15 protein-coding genes are annotated in these 15,348 nt (G+C 62.3%); 13 read left to right on the top strand and 2 right to left on the bottom strand.

Annotation, left to right across the window (positions count from 1 at the left end):
- Positions 1–23: 23 nt before the first annotated feature.
- A complete protein-coding gene (locus HJB89_RS29750; protein WP_207583140.1) occupies positions 24–1,040 on the bottom strand; it encodes a polyprenyl synthetase family protein in 1,017 nt (338 codons plus the stop codon).
- Positions 1,041–1,148: 108 nt separating this feature from the next.
- On the opposite strand from HJB89_RS29750, the gene HJB89_RS29745 reads away from it, so the two are divergent.
- From HJB89_RS29745 to HJB89_RS29735, 3 genes are read left to right on the top strand one after another with little or no spacing between them, the layout of a single operon-like run.
- Entirely contained in the window at positions 1,149–1,376 is a 228-nt protein-coding gene (locus HJB89_RS29745; RefSeq protein ID WP_007632954.1) for a DUF2007 domain-containing protein, read from the top strand.
- 7 nt (positions 1,377–1,383) lie between these two features.
- Positions 1,384–2,160 carry a tRNA1(Val) (adenine(37)-N6)-methyltransferase gene (locus HJB89_RS29740; protein WP_221150890.1) on the top strand — a complete coding sequence of 259 codons (777 nt, stop codon included), beginning with the start codon at positions 1,384–1,386 and terminating at the stop codon, positions 2,158–2,160.
- A gap of 41 nt (positions 2,161–2,201) precedes the next feature.
- The gene (locus HJB89_RS29735) at positions 2,202–2,468 is read left to right on the top strand and encodes a hypothetical protein (protein ID WP_207583142.1); all 267 of its coding nucleotides are present in this window, start codon (positions 2,202–2,204) and stop codon (positions 2,466–2,468) included.
- Between the two features lie 152 nt (positions 2,469–2,620).
- Here the strand turns inward: HJB89_RS29735 and HJB89_RS29730 are convergent, their stop codons facing one another.
- The gene (locus tag HJB89_RS29730; protein ID WP_207583143.1) at positions 2,621–3,961 is read right to left on the bottom strand and encodes an Nramp family divalent metal transporter; all 1,341 of its coding nucleotides are present in this window, start codon (positions 3,959–3,961) and stop codon (positions 2,621–2,623) included.
- A gap of 196 nt (positions 3,962–4,157) precedes the next feature.
- On the opposite strand from HJB89_RS29730, the gene HJB89_RS29725 reads away from it, so the two are divergent.
- The 10 genes from HJB89_RS29725 to HJB89_RS29680 all read left to right on the top strand — a co-directional run bounded on the left by HJB89_RS29725 (position 4,158) and on the right by HJB89_RS29680 (position 15,094).
- Complete coding sequence (locus HJB89_RS29725) at positions 4,158–5,018, top strand: S49 family peptidase (protein WP_221117948.1); 861 nt, start codon at positions 4,158–4,160, stop codon at positions 5,016–5,018.
- Between the two features lie 18 nt (positions 5,019–5,036).
- Positions 5,037–5,228, top strand: coding sequence for a hypothetical protein (locus HJB89_RS29720; protein WP_221117949.1), 192 nt, complete (start codon positions 5,037–5,039; stop codon positions 5,226–5,228).
- A gap of 278 nt (positions 5,229–5,506) precedes the next feature.
- On the top strand, positions 5,507–6,463 hold the full coding sequence (locus HJB89_RS29715) for a glycine--tRNA ligase subunit alpha (RefSeq protein ID WP_221142137.1): 957 nt from the start codon (positions 5,507–5,509) through the stop codon (positions 6,461–6,463).
- On the top strand, positions 6,460–7,011 hold the full coding sequence (locus HJB89_RS29710; RefSeq protein WP_221133253.1) for an AAA family ATPase: 552 nt from the start codon (positions 6,460–6,462) through the stop codon (positions 7,009–7,011). Before HJB89_RS29715 ends, HJB89_RS29710 begins: the two co-directional genes overlap by 4 nt.
- 61 nt (positions 7,012–7,072) lie before the next feature.
- Positions 7,073–7,624 (top strand): LemA family protein, encoded by a 552-nt coding sequence (locus tag HJB89_RS29705; protein WP_207583148.1) that lies wholly within the window; start codon positions 7,073–7,075, stop codon positions 7,622–7,624.
- A gap of 90 nt (positions 7,625–7,714) precedes the next feature.
- The gene (locus HJB89_RS29700) at positions 7,715–8,977 is read left to right on the top strand and encodes a 3-phosphoshikimate 1-carboxyvinyltransferase (RefSeq protein WP_207583149.1); all 1,263 of its coding nucleotides are present in this window, start codon (positions 7,715–7,717) and stop codon (positions 8,975–8,977) included.
- Between the two features lie 38 nt (positions 8,978–9,015).
- Positions 9,016–10,950, top strand: coding sequence for a DUF2207 domain-containing protein (locus tag HJB89_RS29695; protein ID WP_221150889.1), 1,935 nt, complete (start codon positions 9,016–9,018; stop codon positions 10,948–10,950).
- Between the two features lie 65 nt (positions 10,951–11,015).
- Complete coding sequence (gene purD, locus HJB89_RS29690) at positions 11,016–12,299, top strand: phosphoribosylamine--glycine ligase (RefSeq protein ID WP_207583151.1); 1,284 nt, start codon at positions 11,016–11,018, stop codon at positions 12,297–12,299.
- Between the two features lie 93 nt (positions 12,300–12,392).
- The gene (locus HJB89_RS29685) at positions 12,393–12,854 is read left to right on the top strand and encodes a plant virulence effector HPE1-like domain-containing protein (RefSeq protein ID WP_207583152.1); all 462 of its coding nucleotides are present in this window, start codon (positions 12,393–12,395) and stop codon (positions 12,852–12,854) included.
- A 416-nt stretch (positions 12,855–13,270) separates the two neighbouring features.
- Positions 13,271–15,094: a methyl-accepting chemotaxis protein gene (locus HJB89_RS29680; RefSeq protein WP_221150888.1), complete on the top strand. Its 1,824-nt coding sequence runs from the start codon at positions 13,271–13,273 to the stop codon at positions 15,092–15,094.
- Positions 15,095–15,348: the final 254 nt, after the last annotated feature.

Here is a 15,348-nt window from a genome sequence, read left to right as displayed (position 1 = left end):
AGCCCGCAATCGAGCATGTGTGATCAGTTGACACGCTCGATGCAGAAATCGATCACTTCCATCAGGGCGGATTTCCATACCGTATCGGGCAGGGGCGCAAGTGCGTCCCTAGCGATCGTGCCGTAATGGATCGCGCGGCCGATCGTGTCGGCGAGCGTGCCGTATTTGGTGATCAGCCCGAGCGCTTTTTCGAGGTTCGCGTCGGTGCTGTTGCCGGCTTCGATCGCATCGCGCCAGAAGGCGCGCTCGTCCTCGGTACCGCGGCGATAGGCGAGAATGACCGGCAGGGTGATCTTGCCCTCGCGGAAATCGTCGCCGACATTCTTGCCGAGATCGGCCGCCTTGCCGCCATAGTCGAGCGCGTCGTCGACGAGTTGGAAGGCAAGTCCCAGATTCATCCCATAGGATTTCAATGCATTGCGACCGGAGCGACCGGCCTCGGCGACGATCGGCCCGACTTCGGCGGCAGCGGCAAAGAGGGCGGCCGTCTTCGCGCGGATGACAGAGAGATAATCGTCCTCCGTCGTCTCCATGTTCTTGGCGACGGAAAGCTGCAGCACCTCGCCTTCGGCGATCACGCAGGCAGCGGAAGACAAGACGTCGAGCGCATCGAGCGAGCCGACATCGACCATCATGCGGAAGGCCTGGCCGAGCAGGAAGTCGCCGACCAGCACACTTGCCTGGTTGCCCCAGATCATCCGCGCTGTCGATTTGCCGCGGCGCAGATCGCTTTCGTCGACGACATCGTCATGCAGCAGCGTCGCCGTGTGCATGAACTCGACTGACGTGGCGAGCTTGACATGGTTTTCGCCCCTGTAGTCGAACAGCGAGGCGGACGCCAGCGTCAGCATCGGCCGCAACCGCTTGCCGCCGGACGAGATCAGATGGTTCGCCACTTCGGGGATCATCTGCACATCGGAGCCGGCCTTGGACAGAATGAGCTGGTTCACCCGCTCCATGTCCGCCCTGGTGAGATCGACCAATGGCTTGATGGATGCCAGTTTGTTTTTGCTTTCTTCAAGCGGTATGACCACGCCCAACGACCCGGACTCCTGTTCATTCTTTGCATCTGACAATAGAAAGGGGCGATGGACGCGGCAAGGGGTGAATTGTCGCGCAAGACGAAATTGGAAGGAAAACGACGGCAAATGCATGAACTTATCCGCGCCAACGACCCCGTTCTGCTCTCCTTTGCCGAGAGTTTGATGAAGGATGCCGGAATTCACTGCTTCATCGCCGATCAGGGCATGAGCGTGCTGGAAGGCTCGCTCGGCATGCTGCCGCGCCGCCTGCTGGTGGATGAAGAGATGGCCGATCAGGCGCGCCGCATCCTGACCGACGCCGGCCTCGGCGGCGAATTGCGCGACAGGAAGTGAGCGCCCGATGATCGGGGAGCCTGCCGAAACCATCGATGCCTTTCATCGCGGCGCCTTCCATCTGGTGCAGCCGAAGGGCAGGGGCCATCGCGCCGGCATGGATGCGATGCTGCTTGGCGCCCTCGTCGCTGACGATCGGCCGGTCAGGGTCGCCGATCTCGGCGCCGGCGCCGGTGCTGCCGGCCTTGCCGTCGCCTCGCGCCTTGCCGATGCGGACGTGGTGCTTTTCGAGCGTTCGGCCGAGATGGCCGATTATGCCCGCCGCAGCATCCTTCTGCCCGAAAATGCCCATTTCGCCGCCCGCGTCAGCGTCGTCGAAGCCGATGTGACGCTGACTGCCAAGGCGCGCAACGATGCCGGTCTCATCGACGAGAGTTTCCACCACGTCATCATGAACCCGCCCTTCAACCACGCCGGCGACCGGCGCACGCCGGATGCGCTGAAGGCCGAAGCCCATGCGATGACCGACGGCCTGTTTGAAAGCTGGATCCGCACGGCTGGCGCCATCATGATCTCGGGCGGGCAATTGTCGCTGATCGCAAGGCCGCAATCGATCGCCGAGATCGTTATCGCCTGTGGCCGGCGTTTTGGCGGCATCGAGATCACTACCATTCATCCGCGCCAGGGTGAAAACGCCGTCCGTATCCTGATGACGGCGATCAAGGGATCGCGGGCTCGACTGTCGCTGCGCGCGCCTCTGATCATGCACGAAGAAGGCAGCCATAAGTTCTCCCCTCTCGTCGATGATTTCAACAATGGCCGGGCGGCCTATGCCAGGCTTTGAAAGCGCGTGCATCGAAGCTGTTCATTGGCGAGGGATGATTTGTGACAATATCCGACCCGCGGAAGCGCCTGCTCGATCTTCTGCGCATCGTTGCTGCCTATAATGACAAAGGATATCAGTGGATCCCGCATGACGCTGCACAGGTGGCGCTTTACCGACATCGGGTCCAAAGCGAGATCCTGCAGCTAACGACTGAGATCGGCGAGCAAGCCTTCAGCGCCGATCTGCTTGACATGTTGAAATCCGGCGTGGCCGTCCGAGACGACAGCGGCGATGCCCATCTCCTGGCCAAATCGGAACTCTCCTGAATGGTCGGAAAACCGCAGTTAGAGACCTGGTGGATCCAAATCGATCGATGAATGGCGGACAAATCAAAGCGCGGCGCATCAACCAAGGTCGATGCGCCGCGCTGTCGTTTCTTAGTCCCGGACCGCCGCACGCAGCCGGCGCCGCACTTTCGTTAGCCGGTGACGAAGTCGAAGAGCAGCTTGACGTTGAGGCCGGCGATGACGACTGCGATCAGATAGGCGATGCCGCTCAGCCAGCGCGGCGCGACGAGTTCGCCCATCTTGGCCTTGCTGGCGGTGAACATGACAAGCGGGAAGACGGCGAAGGAAAGCTGCAGGCTGAGCACCACTTGAGTGAGGATCAAAAGCTCCGCAGTGCCCTGGTCGCCATACCAGATGGTGACGATCGCCGCCGGCACGATGGCGATGGCGCGGGTGATCAGCCGGCGCACCCAAGGTTTCAGCCTGATCTTCAGGAAGCCTTCCATGACGATCTGGCCGGCAAGTGTTGCCGTCACCGTCGAGTTGAGGCCGCAGCATAAGAGCGCGATGCCGAACAGCGTCGGCGCGATGGCGAGACCGAGCAGCGGCGACAGCAGCGAATAGGCGTCGCCGAGTTCGACGACATCGGTCTTCCCATGCGCATTGAAGGCGGCAGCCGCGAGAATCAGGATCGAGGCGTTGACCAGCAGGGCGAAGCACAGGGCCACCGTCGAGTCGATCGTCGCAAAGGTCAGCGCCTCCTTCTTCTCGGGAACCGTATGGCCATAGGCCCGTGTCTGGACGATGCCGGAGTGGAGGTAGAGATTGTGCGGCATGACGGTCGCGCCGAGAATACCGAGCGCCAGATAGAGCATCTCCGGATTGGTGACGATCTCCGTCGTCGGGAAGAAGCCGGTGACGACGGCGCCCCATTGCGGGTCGGCAAGCAGGATCTGCACGCCGAAGCAGACCGCGATGACGCCGAGCAGCGCAATGATGAAGGCTTCCACCCAGCGGAAACCAAGCTTCTGCAGGAAGAGGATGACGAAGACGTCGAGCGCGGTGATCAGCACACCAAGTTCGAGCGGGATGCCCATCAGCAGGTTGAGGCCGATCGCCGTGCCGATCACCTCGGCGATATCGGTGGCGATGATGGCGATTTCCGCAAAGGCCCACAGCGGTATCGAGACATATTTCGGAAAGGCGTCGCGGCAGGCCTGCGCGAGGTCACGGCCGGAGGCGATCGCCAGACGTGCGCAGAGCGATTGCAACACGATCGCCATCAGGTTGGAAAGCAGCGCGACGGTGAGCAGCGCATAGCCGAATTTCGAGCCGCCGGCGAGCGAGGTCGCCCAATTGCCGGGATCCATGTAACCGACGGCGACCATGTAGCCCGGTCCGGCGAAGGCGGCCGCCCGCCGCCATCTCGAGCTATGACGCCCGGTTCCGACGGTGCGGTAGACATCCGATAGCGACGCCTCGCCGCGTTCGTGCCGCCAGCCGCTTCTTGCATTCGGATTCAGGGCATCCATGCGATTTCCACCTGTTTATCGTGTCTGCACTATGACGAATTAGAATGATAATGCAAGTCATTCGCAACAACAAAATCAATCCGATGTTTTCAGGTCCGATGTTTCGAGAACGCAGCCATTGCGTTTGTCGTTCCAGCGCATACATGGATGCCGATCGCGGATTGACGATCGTGCGACCCGAAGCGAAGGATAAGAGATGGCTGGATTGTTGAGAAAGCTGCTGCCGAAACGGTTCCGCAAGGACGGCATCACCATCCCGGTCGTCCGGCTGCAGGGGGCGATCGTCAGCGGCGGCGGCCAGTTCCGGCCGGCCCTCAATCTCGCCAATGTCGCTCCGGTTCTGGAGAAGGCCTTCGCCATGAAGGACGCGCCGGCGGTTGCCATCTCGATCAATTCGCCCGGCGGTTCGCCCGTCCAGTCCCGCCTGATCTTCACCCGCATTCGGGAACTCGCTCGCGAGAAGCAGAAGAAGGTGCTGGTCTTCGTCGAGGACGTCGCCGCGTCCGGCGGTTACATGATCGCCCTTGCCGGCGACGAGATCATTGCCGACGCCACCTCGATCGTCGGCTCGATCGGCGTCGTTTCCGGCGGGTTCGGCTTTCCCGAGCTCTTGAAGAAGATCGGCGTCGAGCGCCGCGTTTACACCGCCGGCGAAAACAAGGTGATCCTCGACCCTTTCCAGCCCGAAAAGGAAAAGGACATCGAATACCTGAAGAGCCTGCAGCTCGAAATCCACCAGGTTTTCATAGCAATGGTGCGCGAACGCCGCGCCGGCAAGCTGCGGGATGATGCGGCGGTGTTCTCCGGCCTGTTCTGGAGCGGCACCCGCGGCCTTGAGCTCGGCCTCATCGATGGCCTCGGCGACATGCGCCAGGAATTGAAGCGGCGCTACGGCCAGAAGACCAAGCTGGAGCTTGTCACCGCCGGCCGCGGCCTGCTCGGCCGCCGCATTCCCGGCGTGTCGCCGGTGTCGCTCGAAGGGGCGGCGTCCGGTCTTGCCACAGGGCTTGCCGAAGCCGCGGAAGAAAGAGCATTGTGGAGCCGTTTCGGGCTTTGAGGGGAGCAGAATAGGGTCATGCCGCAGCTTATTACCATCCTGATCCTGGTCTTCTCAGCCTGGTGGCTCTATCGTCGCTTCGTCTCCGATGCCCGCAAGCTCGCCGAAAAGTCGCGCCTGGCTGAGAAAGAGCGCCAGACCGGCGCGATCGGCACGCTGGTCAAGGATCCGGTGACCGGGGAATACCGGCTGAAGCGCGAGGGAGAATAGGCGCCACAGCTCCGCTTGCCGCGCGTCGGGGCTGCCCCTCATCCGGCTGCCGCCACCTTTTCCCGGCAAACGGGGCGAAGGGGATATGCCGCAACGTCTCCGTCCCTCGCTGGCTTCTCGCAGGGCAGGTCCCCTCGCCCCGTTTACGGGGAGAGTGTTAGGGTGAGGGGCAGAGGCTCTCTCCACACAGCGTTCGCCACCCGCGCAAAACTCTTGACCCCTGCCGCCCTCCATGGCACCTGTCACGCCGATAATCCCTAAGCAATCGGTGCCGTTTCATGTCAGCTATGCCAGACCATATGAACCCGAAGCGCTCCTTCCAGGCGCTGATCCTGACCCTGCATAACTATTGGGCGGACAAGGGTTGCGCGGTGCTGCAGCCCTACGACATGGAAGTCGGCGCCGGCACCTTCCACCCCGCCACAACGCTGCGCGCCCTCGGCCCCAAGCCGTGGAAGGCCGCCTACGTCCAGCCGTCGCGGCGCCCATCCGATGGCCGCTACGGCGAAAACCCGAACCGGCTGCAGCATTATTACCAGTATCAGGTCATCCTGAAGCCGAACCCTGCGAATCTGCAGGAGCTTTATCTCGGATCGCTTTCGGCGATTGGTCTCGATCCGCTGCTGCACGATATCCGCTTCGTCGAGGACGACTGGGAAAGCCCGACGCTCGGCGCCTGGGGGCTCGGCTGGGAATGCTGGTGCGACGGCATGGAAGTGTCGCAGTTCACCTATTTCCAGCAGGTCTGCGGCATCGAATGCTCGCCGGTCGCTGGCGAACTGACCTATGGCCTCGAACGCCTCGCCATGTATGTCCAGGGTGTCGACAATGTCTACGACCTGAACTTCAACGGCCGCGAAGGTGATGAGAAGATCAGCTATGGCGATGTCTTCCTGCAGGCCGAGCAGGAATACTCTCGCCACAATTTCGAATTCGCCAATACCGAGATGCTGCATCGCCACTTCGTCGATGCCGAGAAGGAATGCCGGGCGCTGCTCGATGCCGGCGCGCCTGCCGACAACGCCAACCAGCGCCTGCACAAATGCGTCTTCCCGGCCTATGACCAGTGCATCAAGGCCAGCCACGTCTTCAACCTGCTCGACGCCCGCGGCGTCATCTCCGTCACCGAGCGCCAGAGCTATATCCTGCGCGTGCGCACCCTCGCCAAGGCCTGCGGCGAAGCCTTCCTGCTGACCGACGCTGGCGGCGTCAACCTGTCGAAAGAGGCGGCGTGACGCAAAAGCCTGCCAGCCGTATCGTCCATATCAACGGCTGGCCAGGCACCGGGAAGCTGACCGTCGGCCGTTTGCTGGCTGAAAGGCTCGGCGCGCGGCTCATCGACAATCACACGCTGCTCAATCCGGCCGAGGCTCTGTTCTCCCGCAGCGATCCGTTGCACGCATCGCTGCGCGGGCAGATCCGCCAGGCGTTTTTCGACCATGCCGTGCGCGCCGACCCGGCCGAAAGCTTCGTCTTCACCGATGCGCTCTCGGATGACGCAGATGATAGTGCGGTCTTCTCCTGGTATCGCGATCTGGCTGCCGCAAGAGGCGTTAATCTTGTGGCGATCCTGCTCGATTGTGCGCCGGAAGAGAATGCCAGGCGCCTTGCCTCTCCCGGTCGGTCCGAGGCGCTCAAGCTGACGGATACGGCAACGCTGCAACGGTTGCGGGCAAACTATAAACTGCTGCGCGGACTGGCTGAACGCACCGTCGAAATCGACACGACAGGCCTTTCGCCGGAGCACACGATGGCCCGAATCCTCGGAGATATCGGCGTTTGACGGCAACCGGGAAACCTGCGTAGTCTCCGCCCGGACATTACTTCGCTGCGGGGGATTCGCGATGTATATTGCACTTGGCGTCATCGTTCTGGTCGTGCTCTACGTCGTCTTTATCTACAACGGCCTGGTTCGCTCCCGGCAGATGGCGGAGGAAGCCTGGTCGGGCATCGACGTGCAGCTGAAGCGCCGTGCCGATCTGATCCCGAACCTGATCGAGACGGTCAAGGGTTATGCCGCCCATGAAAAGACCACGCTCGAAGAGGTGGTTTCGCTTCGCAACAAGGCGCAGGCGGTGCCATCAGGCGATGTTGCCGGCAGGGCGCAGGCGGAAGGCCTGCTTGGCCAAGCGCTCGGGCGGGTCATCGCGCTCGCCGAAGCCTATCCCGATCTCAAGGCCAACCAGAATTTTGCCGAGCTGCAGGCCTCGCTGGAAACCATGGAAGGCGAGCTGCAGATGGCGCGGCGGTATTACAACGGTGCCGCCCGCGACCTGAACGTCAAGGTCGAAAGCTTCCCCTCCAATCTCGTCGCCGGCCAATTCGGTTTTGCCAAGCGGGAATATTTCGAAATCACCAACGAGACCGACCGCGCCGTTCCCAGCGTGAAATTCTGACGATCCGGCATTTTGCCTTTGCGAAAAAGCGATTAAGAGCAGGGGCAGACTGCGGCCGATAAGGCTCGCCCCATGGACGGAAGACTCAGCATGACACGCACAGCCAAACTCACGATCATCCCGCCGGGCAAGCCGCTTTCGGGCCGCGCCATGCCGCCGGGCTCGAAGTCGATCACCAATCGCGCGCTGCTGCTCGCCGGCCTCGCCAAGGGCACGAGCCGGCTGACCGGTGCGCTGAAGAGCGACGATACGCGCTATATGGCCGATGCGCTGCGCGCCATGGGTGTTGTGATCGACGAGCCCGATGATACCAGCTTCGTCGTTACCGGCAGCGGCAGGCTGCTGCCGCCGAAAGCGCCGCTCTTCCTCGGCAATGCCGGCACGGCGACGCGCTTCCTGACGGCCGCGGCCGCCCTGGTCGACGGCACGGTGATCGTCGATGGCGACGAACATATGCGCAAGCGCCCGATCGGCCCGCTGGTCGAGGCGATGCGCACCCTCGGCATCGATGCGAGCGCCGAAACCGGCTGCCCGCCGGTCACCGTCAAAGGCACCGGCCGCTTCCAGGCCGACCGCATCCGCATCGATGGCGGTCTGTCCAGCCAGTATGTCTCGGCGCTGCTGATGATGGCGGCCGGCGGCGACCGGCCGGTCGATATCGAACTGGTCGGCGAGGATATCGGCGCGCTCGGTTATATCGATCTGACCACGGCGGCGATGAAAGCCTTCGGCGCCAAGGTCGAAAAGACCAGCGCCGTCACCTGGCGCGTCGAGCCGACCGGCTACCGCGCCGCCGACTTCATCGTCGAGCCCGATGCCTCGGCTGCCACCTACCTCTGGGCCGCCGAGGTCCTGACCGGCGGCGCGATCGATCTCGGCGTTCCCTCCGACGCCTTTTCGCAGCCGGATGCGCGCGCCTACGACATGATCGCCCGTTTTCCGCAGCTGCCGGCGGAGATCGACGGCTCGCAGATGCAGGATGCCGTCCCGACGCTTGCGGTGCTTGCCGCCTTCAACGAGACGCCGGTTCGCTTCGTCGGCATCGCCAACCTGCGCGTCAAGGAATGCGATCGTATCCGGGCGCTCTCGACCGGCCTCAACGGTATCGTTCCGGGGCTTGCCCGCGAAGAGGGCGACGATCTGATCGTAAAGTCCGATCCCGCACTTGCAGGACAGCGTCTTCCGGCCGAGATCGACAGCTTTGCCGATCACCGTATCGCCATGAGTTTCGCGCTCGCCGGGCTGAAGATCGACGGCATCACCATTCTCGATCCCGATTGCGTCGGCAAGACCTTCCCCGCCTATTGGCGGACGCTCGCCGCCCTCGGCGTGACATATCAGGACAAAGATTGAGGTAACGTGCAGCCGAGGCTGCCGGCGGGGAGACAGGGATGGGGCGTCGGTTTTTCGGGTTTTGTTTTGCACTGCTGTTGATGTTCGCTGCTCCGGCGGCCTTTGCCGCCGAGGTCATCGACAGTTTCGCCTCCGACATCGTACTCGAAAAGAGCGGCGCGATGACGGTGACGGAAACGATCACCGTCGATGCCGAGGGTAACCAGATCAATCACGGCATCTTTCGTGATTTCCCGCTCTACTTCACCGATGCCGCAGAGCGTCGCCGCAGCGTCGATTTCAATATGGTCTCGGTGCAGCGCGACGGCGCGGATGAGCCCTGGCATACCGAATCGATTTCGGGCGGCATCCGCATCTATGCCGGTTCTGCCGACGTGAGGGTGACGCCGGGTCGTCATCGTTATGTCTTCACCTACCGGACCAACCGCCAGATCCGCTATTTCGACGATCATGCCGAACTCTACTGGAACGTCACCGGCAATGGCTGGATCTTCCCGATCCGCTCGGCCACGGCGACGGTGACGCTGCCGCCGGGTGTTACCGCCACCGACACGGTCTTCTTTACCGGCCCTCAGGGCGGGACGGGAAAGAACGCCAGCGTCGACGAGACCGGCGCCGGCCTGGTCTTTGCAACGACCGCGCCGCTTGACGCCAATGAGGGCCTGACTTTCGCGATCCGCATGCCGAAAGGGTCGATCGATCCGCCGAGCGCGGATATGGAAAGCACATGGTGGCTGAAGGACAACCGTAATTATTTCATCGGCTTCGGCGGTCTGATCCTGGTTTTCGCCTATTACACCTGGTCCTGGCTGAAAGTCGGCCGCGATCCCGCCCGCGGCGTCGTCGTGCCGCGCTGGGACGCACCTGATGGCATCTCGCCGGCGCTGGTCAACTACATCGACAATAAGGGCTTCTCCGGCGAGGGCTGGATCGCGCTGTCGGCCACGGCGCTCAATCTTGCCGTCCGCGGTTACGTCAAGCTCGAAGACCTGAAGAATTCAATCGTCATCCAAGGTACCGGTAAAGCGCTCGGCAAGGAGAAATTCCAGGCCGGCGAAATCGAATTGCTGAAGGTTGCCGGCGGTGCGGGTTCGACACTGGCGATCGACAAGGCCAATGGCGAGCGGGTCAAATCCGTCGGCCAGGCCTTCCGTTCGGCGATCGAGAAGGAGCACCGCGGCAAATATTACAATTCCAACCTCGGTTATACCGCAGGCGGCATCGCGCTCAGCGCCGCCGCCCTGGTGGCGCTGTTCGTCTTTGGCTCGCTGGAACCGGAGACGATCGCGCTGATGCTGATCCCGACCGCCATCGCGGTTTTTGTTGCCGTGTTCGCTGCCGCCCTCGTCAGGTCGCTGCATCGCGGCACGTCGCTGTTCGGCAAGATCATCGCCATCATCGCCACCGCGGTCGGCGTTTTCGTCGGCATCAGCATTCTTGCGGTCGTCGTTATGGCGCTTGCCTCGTCGCTGGTGGAACTGCATGAAACGCCGATGCTCTTTGCCGTCGGCGGCATCGTGCTTTTGAACATCCTCTATTTCTTCATCATGAGCGCGCCGACCCCGCTCGGCGCCAAGATGATGGATGGCATAGACGGCTTGCGCCAATATTTGACGCTGGCCGAGAAAGACCGGATGAACACGGCGGGCGCCCCGCAAATGTCGCCGCGGCATTTCGAGACGCTGCTGCCTTATGCCGTGGCGCTTGGGGTCGAAAAACCCTGGTCGCGCACCTTCGAGACCTGGCTTGCAGCCGCCGCGGCCGGTGCGGCTGCCGCCTATGCGCCCGCCTGGTATTCCGGCAATTTCAACAGCGGCAGCTTTTCCGACCGCATCGGCGGCTTTTCCTCGTCGATGGCCTCGACCATCGCCTCGACGATCCCTGCGCCGCCGCCCTCGAGTTCGTCCTCCGGTTTTTCCGGCGGCGGTTCGTCCGGCGGGGGTGGCGGAGGCGGTGGGGGCGGCGGCTGGTAAGCTTTCCCGCTTGACCTTTCGGCCCTTGGCCCTTAACCGCCAGAGGCAAAAGGAAAGGGTGGCGCATGAAGGTTCTGTTGATCGGATCGGGCGGACGCGAGCATGCGCTCGCCTGGAAGCTGGCGCAATCGCCGTTGATGACGGAATTCTACGCCGCACCCGGCAATCCCGGCATAGGCGAACACGCCATCCTCGTGCCCTTGAATATCGAGGATCATGAAGCAGTCGCCGCTTTCTGCCGAGAGAAGGCGATCGATTTCGTCGTCGTCGGCCCGGAAGCGCCGCTGGTCGCCGGCCTTGCCGACCGGCTGCGCGCCGACGGTCTGACGGTCTTCGGCCCCTCCGCCGCCGCCGCCCAACTCGAGGGCTCGAAGGGCTTCACCAAGGATATCTGCGCCCGCTACGGCATTCCGACGGGCGCCTACCAGCGCTTCAACAATGGGCCGAAGGCCAAAGCCTATATCCGCGCTGAAGGCGTGCCGATCGTCGTCAAGGCTGACGGCCTTGCCGCCGGCAAGGGCGTGACGGTTGCGATGACTCTGGATGAAGCCTTGGCGGCCGTCGACGACTGCTTCGAGGGCGCCTTTGGCGAAGCCGGCGCCGAAGTCGTCGTCGAAGCCTATCTCGATGGCGAGGAGGCAAGCTTCTTCTGCCTCTGCGACGGGAAGAACGCGCTGCCGCTCGCAACCGCCCAGGATCACAAGCGGGTGGGCGAGGGCGATACCGGCGTCAATACCGGCGGCATGGGCGCCTATTCGCCGGCGCCTGTCATGACTGCCGAAATGGTCGAGCGCACCATGAAGGAGATCATCGAGCCCACGATCCGCGGCATGGCTGAGAGCGGTCATCCCTTCTCCGGCGTGTTTTTCGCCGGGCTGATGATCACCAGGAAGGGGCCGGAACTCATCGAATACAATGTCCGCTTCGGCGATCCCGAATGCCAGGTGATGATGATGCGGTTGAAGAGCGATCTGCTGCCGCTGCTGCTTGCCACCGCCAACGGCACGCTCGATCAGCTGAAGGCGGAATGGAATGACGATCCGGCGCTGACAGTGGTCATGGCCTCCAAAGGCTATCCCGGCGCCTACGCGAAGAATACGCCCATCCTCTCCGTGCCCGAGGCAGGCGAGGGCGAGAAGGTGTTTCATGCCGGCACGGGTCTCAAGGACGGCGCGCTGGTTGCGACCGGCGGCCGCGTGCTGAACGTCACCGCCTCGGGCGGCACGGTGGCCGACGCCAAGGACCGCGCCTACGCGCTGCTCGACCGGGTGAGGTGGGAAAACGGCTTTTGCCGGCGCGACATCGGCTGGCGGGCGATCGAGCGCGAAACGGGCTCGGACAAAGTATAAACCGCGGCGTTCTTTAAATTTTTACCCTTTCCCCTGACGGGATGGAAACAAAGCTGCGCTATACCGCTCTCACAGTGAGACGGAGGTGCGTTGATGCGTCAGATTTTCCTCGGTGCGGCAATCCTGCTGATGGCAGGTTCGGCGATGGCGTCCTCGATCGAGGTGATCGGCAAGACCGCGCCGCACGCTGACGGCAGCATCGTCACCGAAACCTGTGTCAATTGCCCGCCGCTGCAGGCCGAACTCGTCAAGAAGGACTATAAGGTGCCGGAACTTAAGCCCGGCGTCCTCCAGGCCAGTGAAGTCCGCGATGTCGGCGGCGAAAAGAAGATCTATCGCACCGAAGGCTGGATGGGCGGCTCACCCGTAGTCTTCGTCAGCAAGGCGACCCCGGAAGCGATCATTGCGGCCATGCCGCCGACCCCGCCTGCCGATGGCATCGATATGAGCGCGACGACCGCAGCCGTCATCGGAAGCGACACCAAGCCCGTTGCCGCCGGCATGGCGGAACAACCGGCGACGCTTAACGTTTCCGAATTCAAGATGCGTTTTTAAAGCAACTTCGGTTTTAACGTCCGGAATTGCGTAAAGACGAAAGTTCCCTGCCCCTGCCTGATCAAGGTTTCGATCGCTTGGGGTTCCACTTCGGTGGACCGGATGCATCCTCGAAGAGAAGCGAGGGTGCATTCCTGTTTTGGAACATATGCGGAAAAATGGGCGCGGATTTCGGCCCTTGCAGACCGCCGGATGAACGTCCGGCGGTTCTGCTTTGTCGGTGCCCCCAGATTTTTAGGGAATTCGCGTCGTAAACAGTAAAATTAAAGCTTTCTTATCGGATAAGCCTCAATTGTTACTCACCGGTCGCAGCATGTTGTTTTTAGCAGCGGTAGACGCGTCGTCTTCTTGGGCGCGCTCGCACAAGCGGTAGAAGACCGCACCGGAATGCCCCACCATTCCCGTTGCGAGGATTCATGAAAAATCTCAAAATATCGAAGCAGCTCATATTGCTGGTCATCGGCCTGATGATCGCCTTCGCGATCGCCACGTCCCTGCAGATCCGCTCCTCGGTCGATGCGATCTACAAGGAGCGCTATGACATGCTCCGTTCCGAAGTTCAGTCGGCGGTCTCTGTTCTCAAGCTTTACCAGGCCAAGGTCACCGCGGGCGAAATGACGCTTGAGGACGCCCAGAAGCAGGCCTACGCCACCGTCAATGCAATGAAATACGATCCCGATGGCTATTTCTTCGGCTATAGCTACGACATCCAGATGATGTTCCACTTCGATGCCTCGAAAGTCGGGCAGATCAACAAGGGCCAGCCGGACAGCAAGGGCAAGCTCTATCGCGAAGAGCTGGTCAGGCTCGGGCAGCAGGGTGGCGGTCTCGTCGAATATTATTCCACAGCCAAACCGGGTCAGCCGGCTGGCGATTTTCGTAAGACGGCCTATGCACTGGCCTTCGACCCTTGGAAGGTCGTCGTCGTCACCGGCGTCTACATGGAAGATCTCGATGCCCAGATCAACAGCACGATCCTGACCGCTTTGTCCGGCAGCATCATACTGTTCTTCCTTGCTATTTTGGCCGCTTATGTCGTCATCCGCGGCATTTCGGGCCCTCTCAACAGCGTCCATGCCGCCCTGAAGGCGGTGGCCGAAGAGGACGTTTCCATCGCCATTCCGCATACCGGCATGAACAACGAAGTCGGGATGATGGCCAAGGCGACGCAGTCGCTGCAAGAAAAGATCAGGGAACGCCATGCGATGTCGGATCGCGAGGCGGCCCAGCAGCTGGCGCTGGAAAACGAGCGCGAGAACAACCTGCGCCAGCAACAGGACGAAGCGACGCTCCAGGCCCGGGTGGTGACGACGATCGGCCAGGCGCTGGAGATGACTGCGCGTGGCGATCTCACCGTCCGCTGCGCCGATCTCGGCCAGAAATATGCCGCCCTTCGCGACAACTTCAACGATGCATTGTCGCATCTCGAAGCCGCCATGGCCAAGGTCAGCGCCAAGGGTACCGATATCGGCACCAGCAAGGAAGAGATCCGCCGCGCCTCCAACGAATTGTCGCAGCGCACCGAGCGCCAGGCGGCAAGCCTCGAGGAAACCTCGGCGGCCCTCGACGAACTCACCGTCGCCGTCCGCCAGACGGCCGACGGCGCCCATGAGGCGAGCAAACGTGTCCATTCGGTCAGCACCGAAGCCACCCACAGCGATGCGATCGTCACCCAGGCGATCGAAGCGATGAGCGGCATCGAGAAGTCGTCCTCGGAGATCACCAAGATCATCGGCGTCATCGACGAGATCGCCTTCCAGACCAACCTTTTGGCGCTGAATGCCGGCGTCGAGGCGGCCCGCGCCGGCGAATCCGGCAAGGGTTTTGCGGTCGTCGCCCAGGAAGTCCGCGAACTTGCCCAGCGTTCCGCCGCTGCGGCCAAGGAGATCAAGGACCAGATTGCTCGTTCTTCCAGCCAGGTCGACCATGGCGTCCGACTGGTCGGCGAGGCTGGCGAGGCGCTGAAGCGCATCTCCGACCAGATCAAGGCTGCCAACGAGATCGTCGCCAAGATCGCCCACAGCGCCTCCGAACAGGACACAACGCTGCGCTCGATCTCGTCGTCGATGAACCAGCTCGACGCCGCCACCCAGCAGAACGCCGCCATGGCCGAGGAGACCACGGCCTCGGCGGAAACGCTGGCCACCGACACCGACGAGCTGATCGATCTCATCCGCGGCTTCCGCGTCAGTGGCGAAAACATTGCTCCGGCCATGCATCAGGGTCGCCGCGCCGCTTAAACGGCGCGGGGACAATCGGCGTTTCATCACCAAATTCTTAGCGGCCGTCGGTTCTCCGGCGGCCGTGCCGTTTTGGACGCCTATCAGCATGAATGAAATTGCTCGGCGAGAGCAGCCCCTCATCCGCCCGGCACCTTTGTAACTTCCCTTTACCCGCTATTGGCGTAGTACTGCCTGTTGCGGTGGCGGATGGAAGACCGTTGCACCTTTGGGACACCAAGCCCGTGGGAGAGCCTGGGTCTCCGTCCGCCGTT

This window comes from Rhizobium sp. NZLR8 (assembly GCF_019685025.1).
Taxonomy (GTDB): domain Bacteria; phylum Pseudomonadota; class Alphaproteobacteria; order Rhizobiales; family Rhizobiaceae; genus Rhizobium.
The sequence above is the reverse complement of the archived record's forward strand: the minus strand, read 5'-3'. Positions and strand labels throughout refer to the sequence as shown.

Coding starts and splice junctions, on each gene's coding strand:
- HJB89_RS29745 (WP_007632954.1), top strand. CDS start 1,149: ATGCATGAACTTATCCGCGCCAACGACCCCGTTCTGCTCTCCTTTGCC.
- HJB89_RS29740 (WP_221150890.1), top strand. CDS start 1,384: ATGATCGGGGAGCCTGCCGAAACCATCGATGCCTTTCATCGCGGCGCC.
- HJB89_RS29730 (WP_207583143.1), bottom strand. CDS start 3,961: ATGGATGCCCTGAATCCGAATGCAAGAAGCGGCTGGCGGCACGAACGC.
- HJB89_RS29725 (WP_221117948.1), top strand. CDS start 4,158: ATGGCTGGATTGTTGAGAAAGCTGCTGCCGAAACGGTTCCGCAAGGAC.
- HJB89_RS29720 (WP_221117949.1), top strand. CDS start 5,037: ATGCCGCAGCTTATTACCATCCTGATCCTGGTCTTCTCAGCCTGGTGG.
- HJB89_RS29715 (WP_221142137.1), top strand. CDS start 5,507: ATGTCAGCTATGCCAGACCATATGAACCCGAAGCGCTCCTTCCAGGCG.
- HJB89_RS29705 (WP_207583148.1), top strand. CDS start 7,073: ATGTATATTGCACTTGGCGTCATCGTTCTGGTCGTGCTCTACGTCGTC.
- HJB89_RS29700 (WP_207583149.1), top strand. CDS start 7,715: ATGACACGCACAGCCAAACTCACGATCATCCCGCCGGGCAAGCCGCTT.
- HJB89_RS29695 (WP_221150889.1), top strand. CDS start 9,016: ATGGGGCGTCGGTTTTTCGGGTTTTGTTTTGCACTGCTGTTGATGTTC.
- purD (WP_207583151.1), top strand. CDS start 11,016: ATGAAGGTTCTGTTGATCGGATCGGGCGGACGCGAGCATGCGCTCGCC.
- HJB89_RS29685 (WP_207583152.1), top strand. CDS start 12,393: ATGCGTCAGATTTTCCTCGGTGCGGCAATCCTGCTGATGGCAGGTTCG.
- HJB89_RS29680 (WP_221150888.1), top strand. CDS start 13,271: ATGAAAAATCTCAAAATATCGAAGCAGCTCATATTGCTGGTCATCGGC.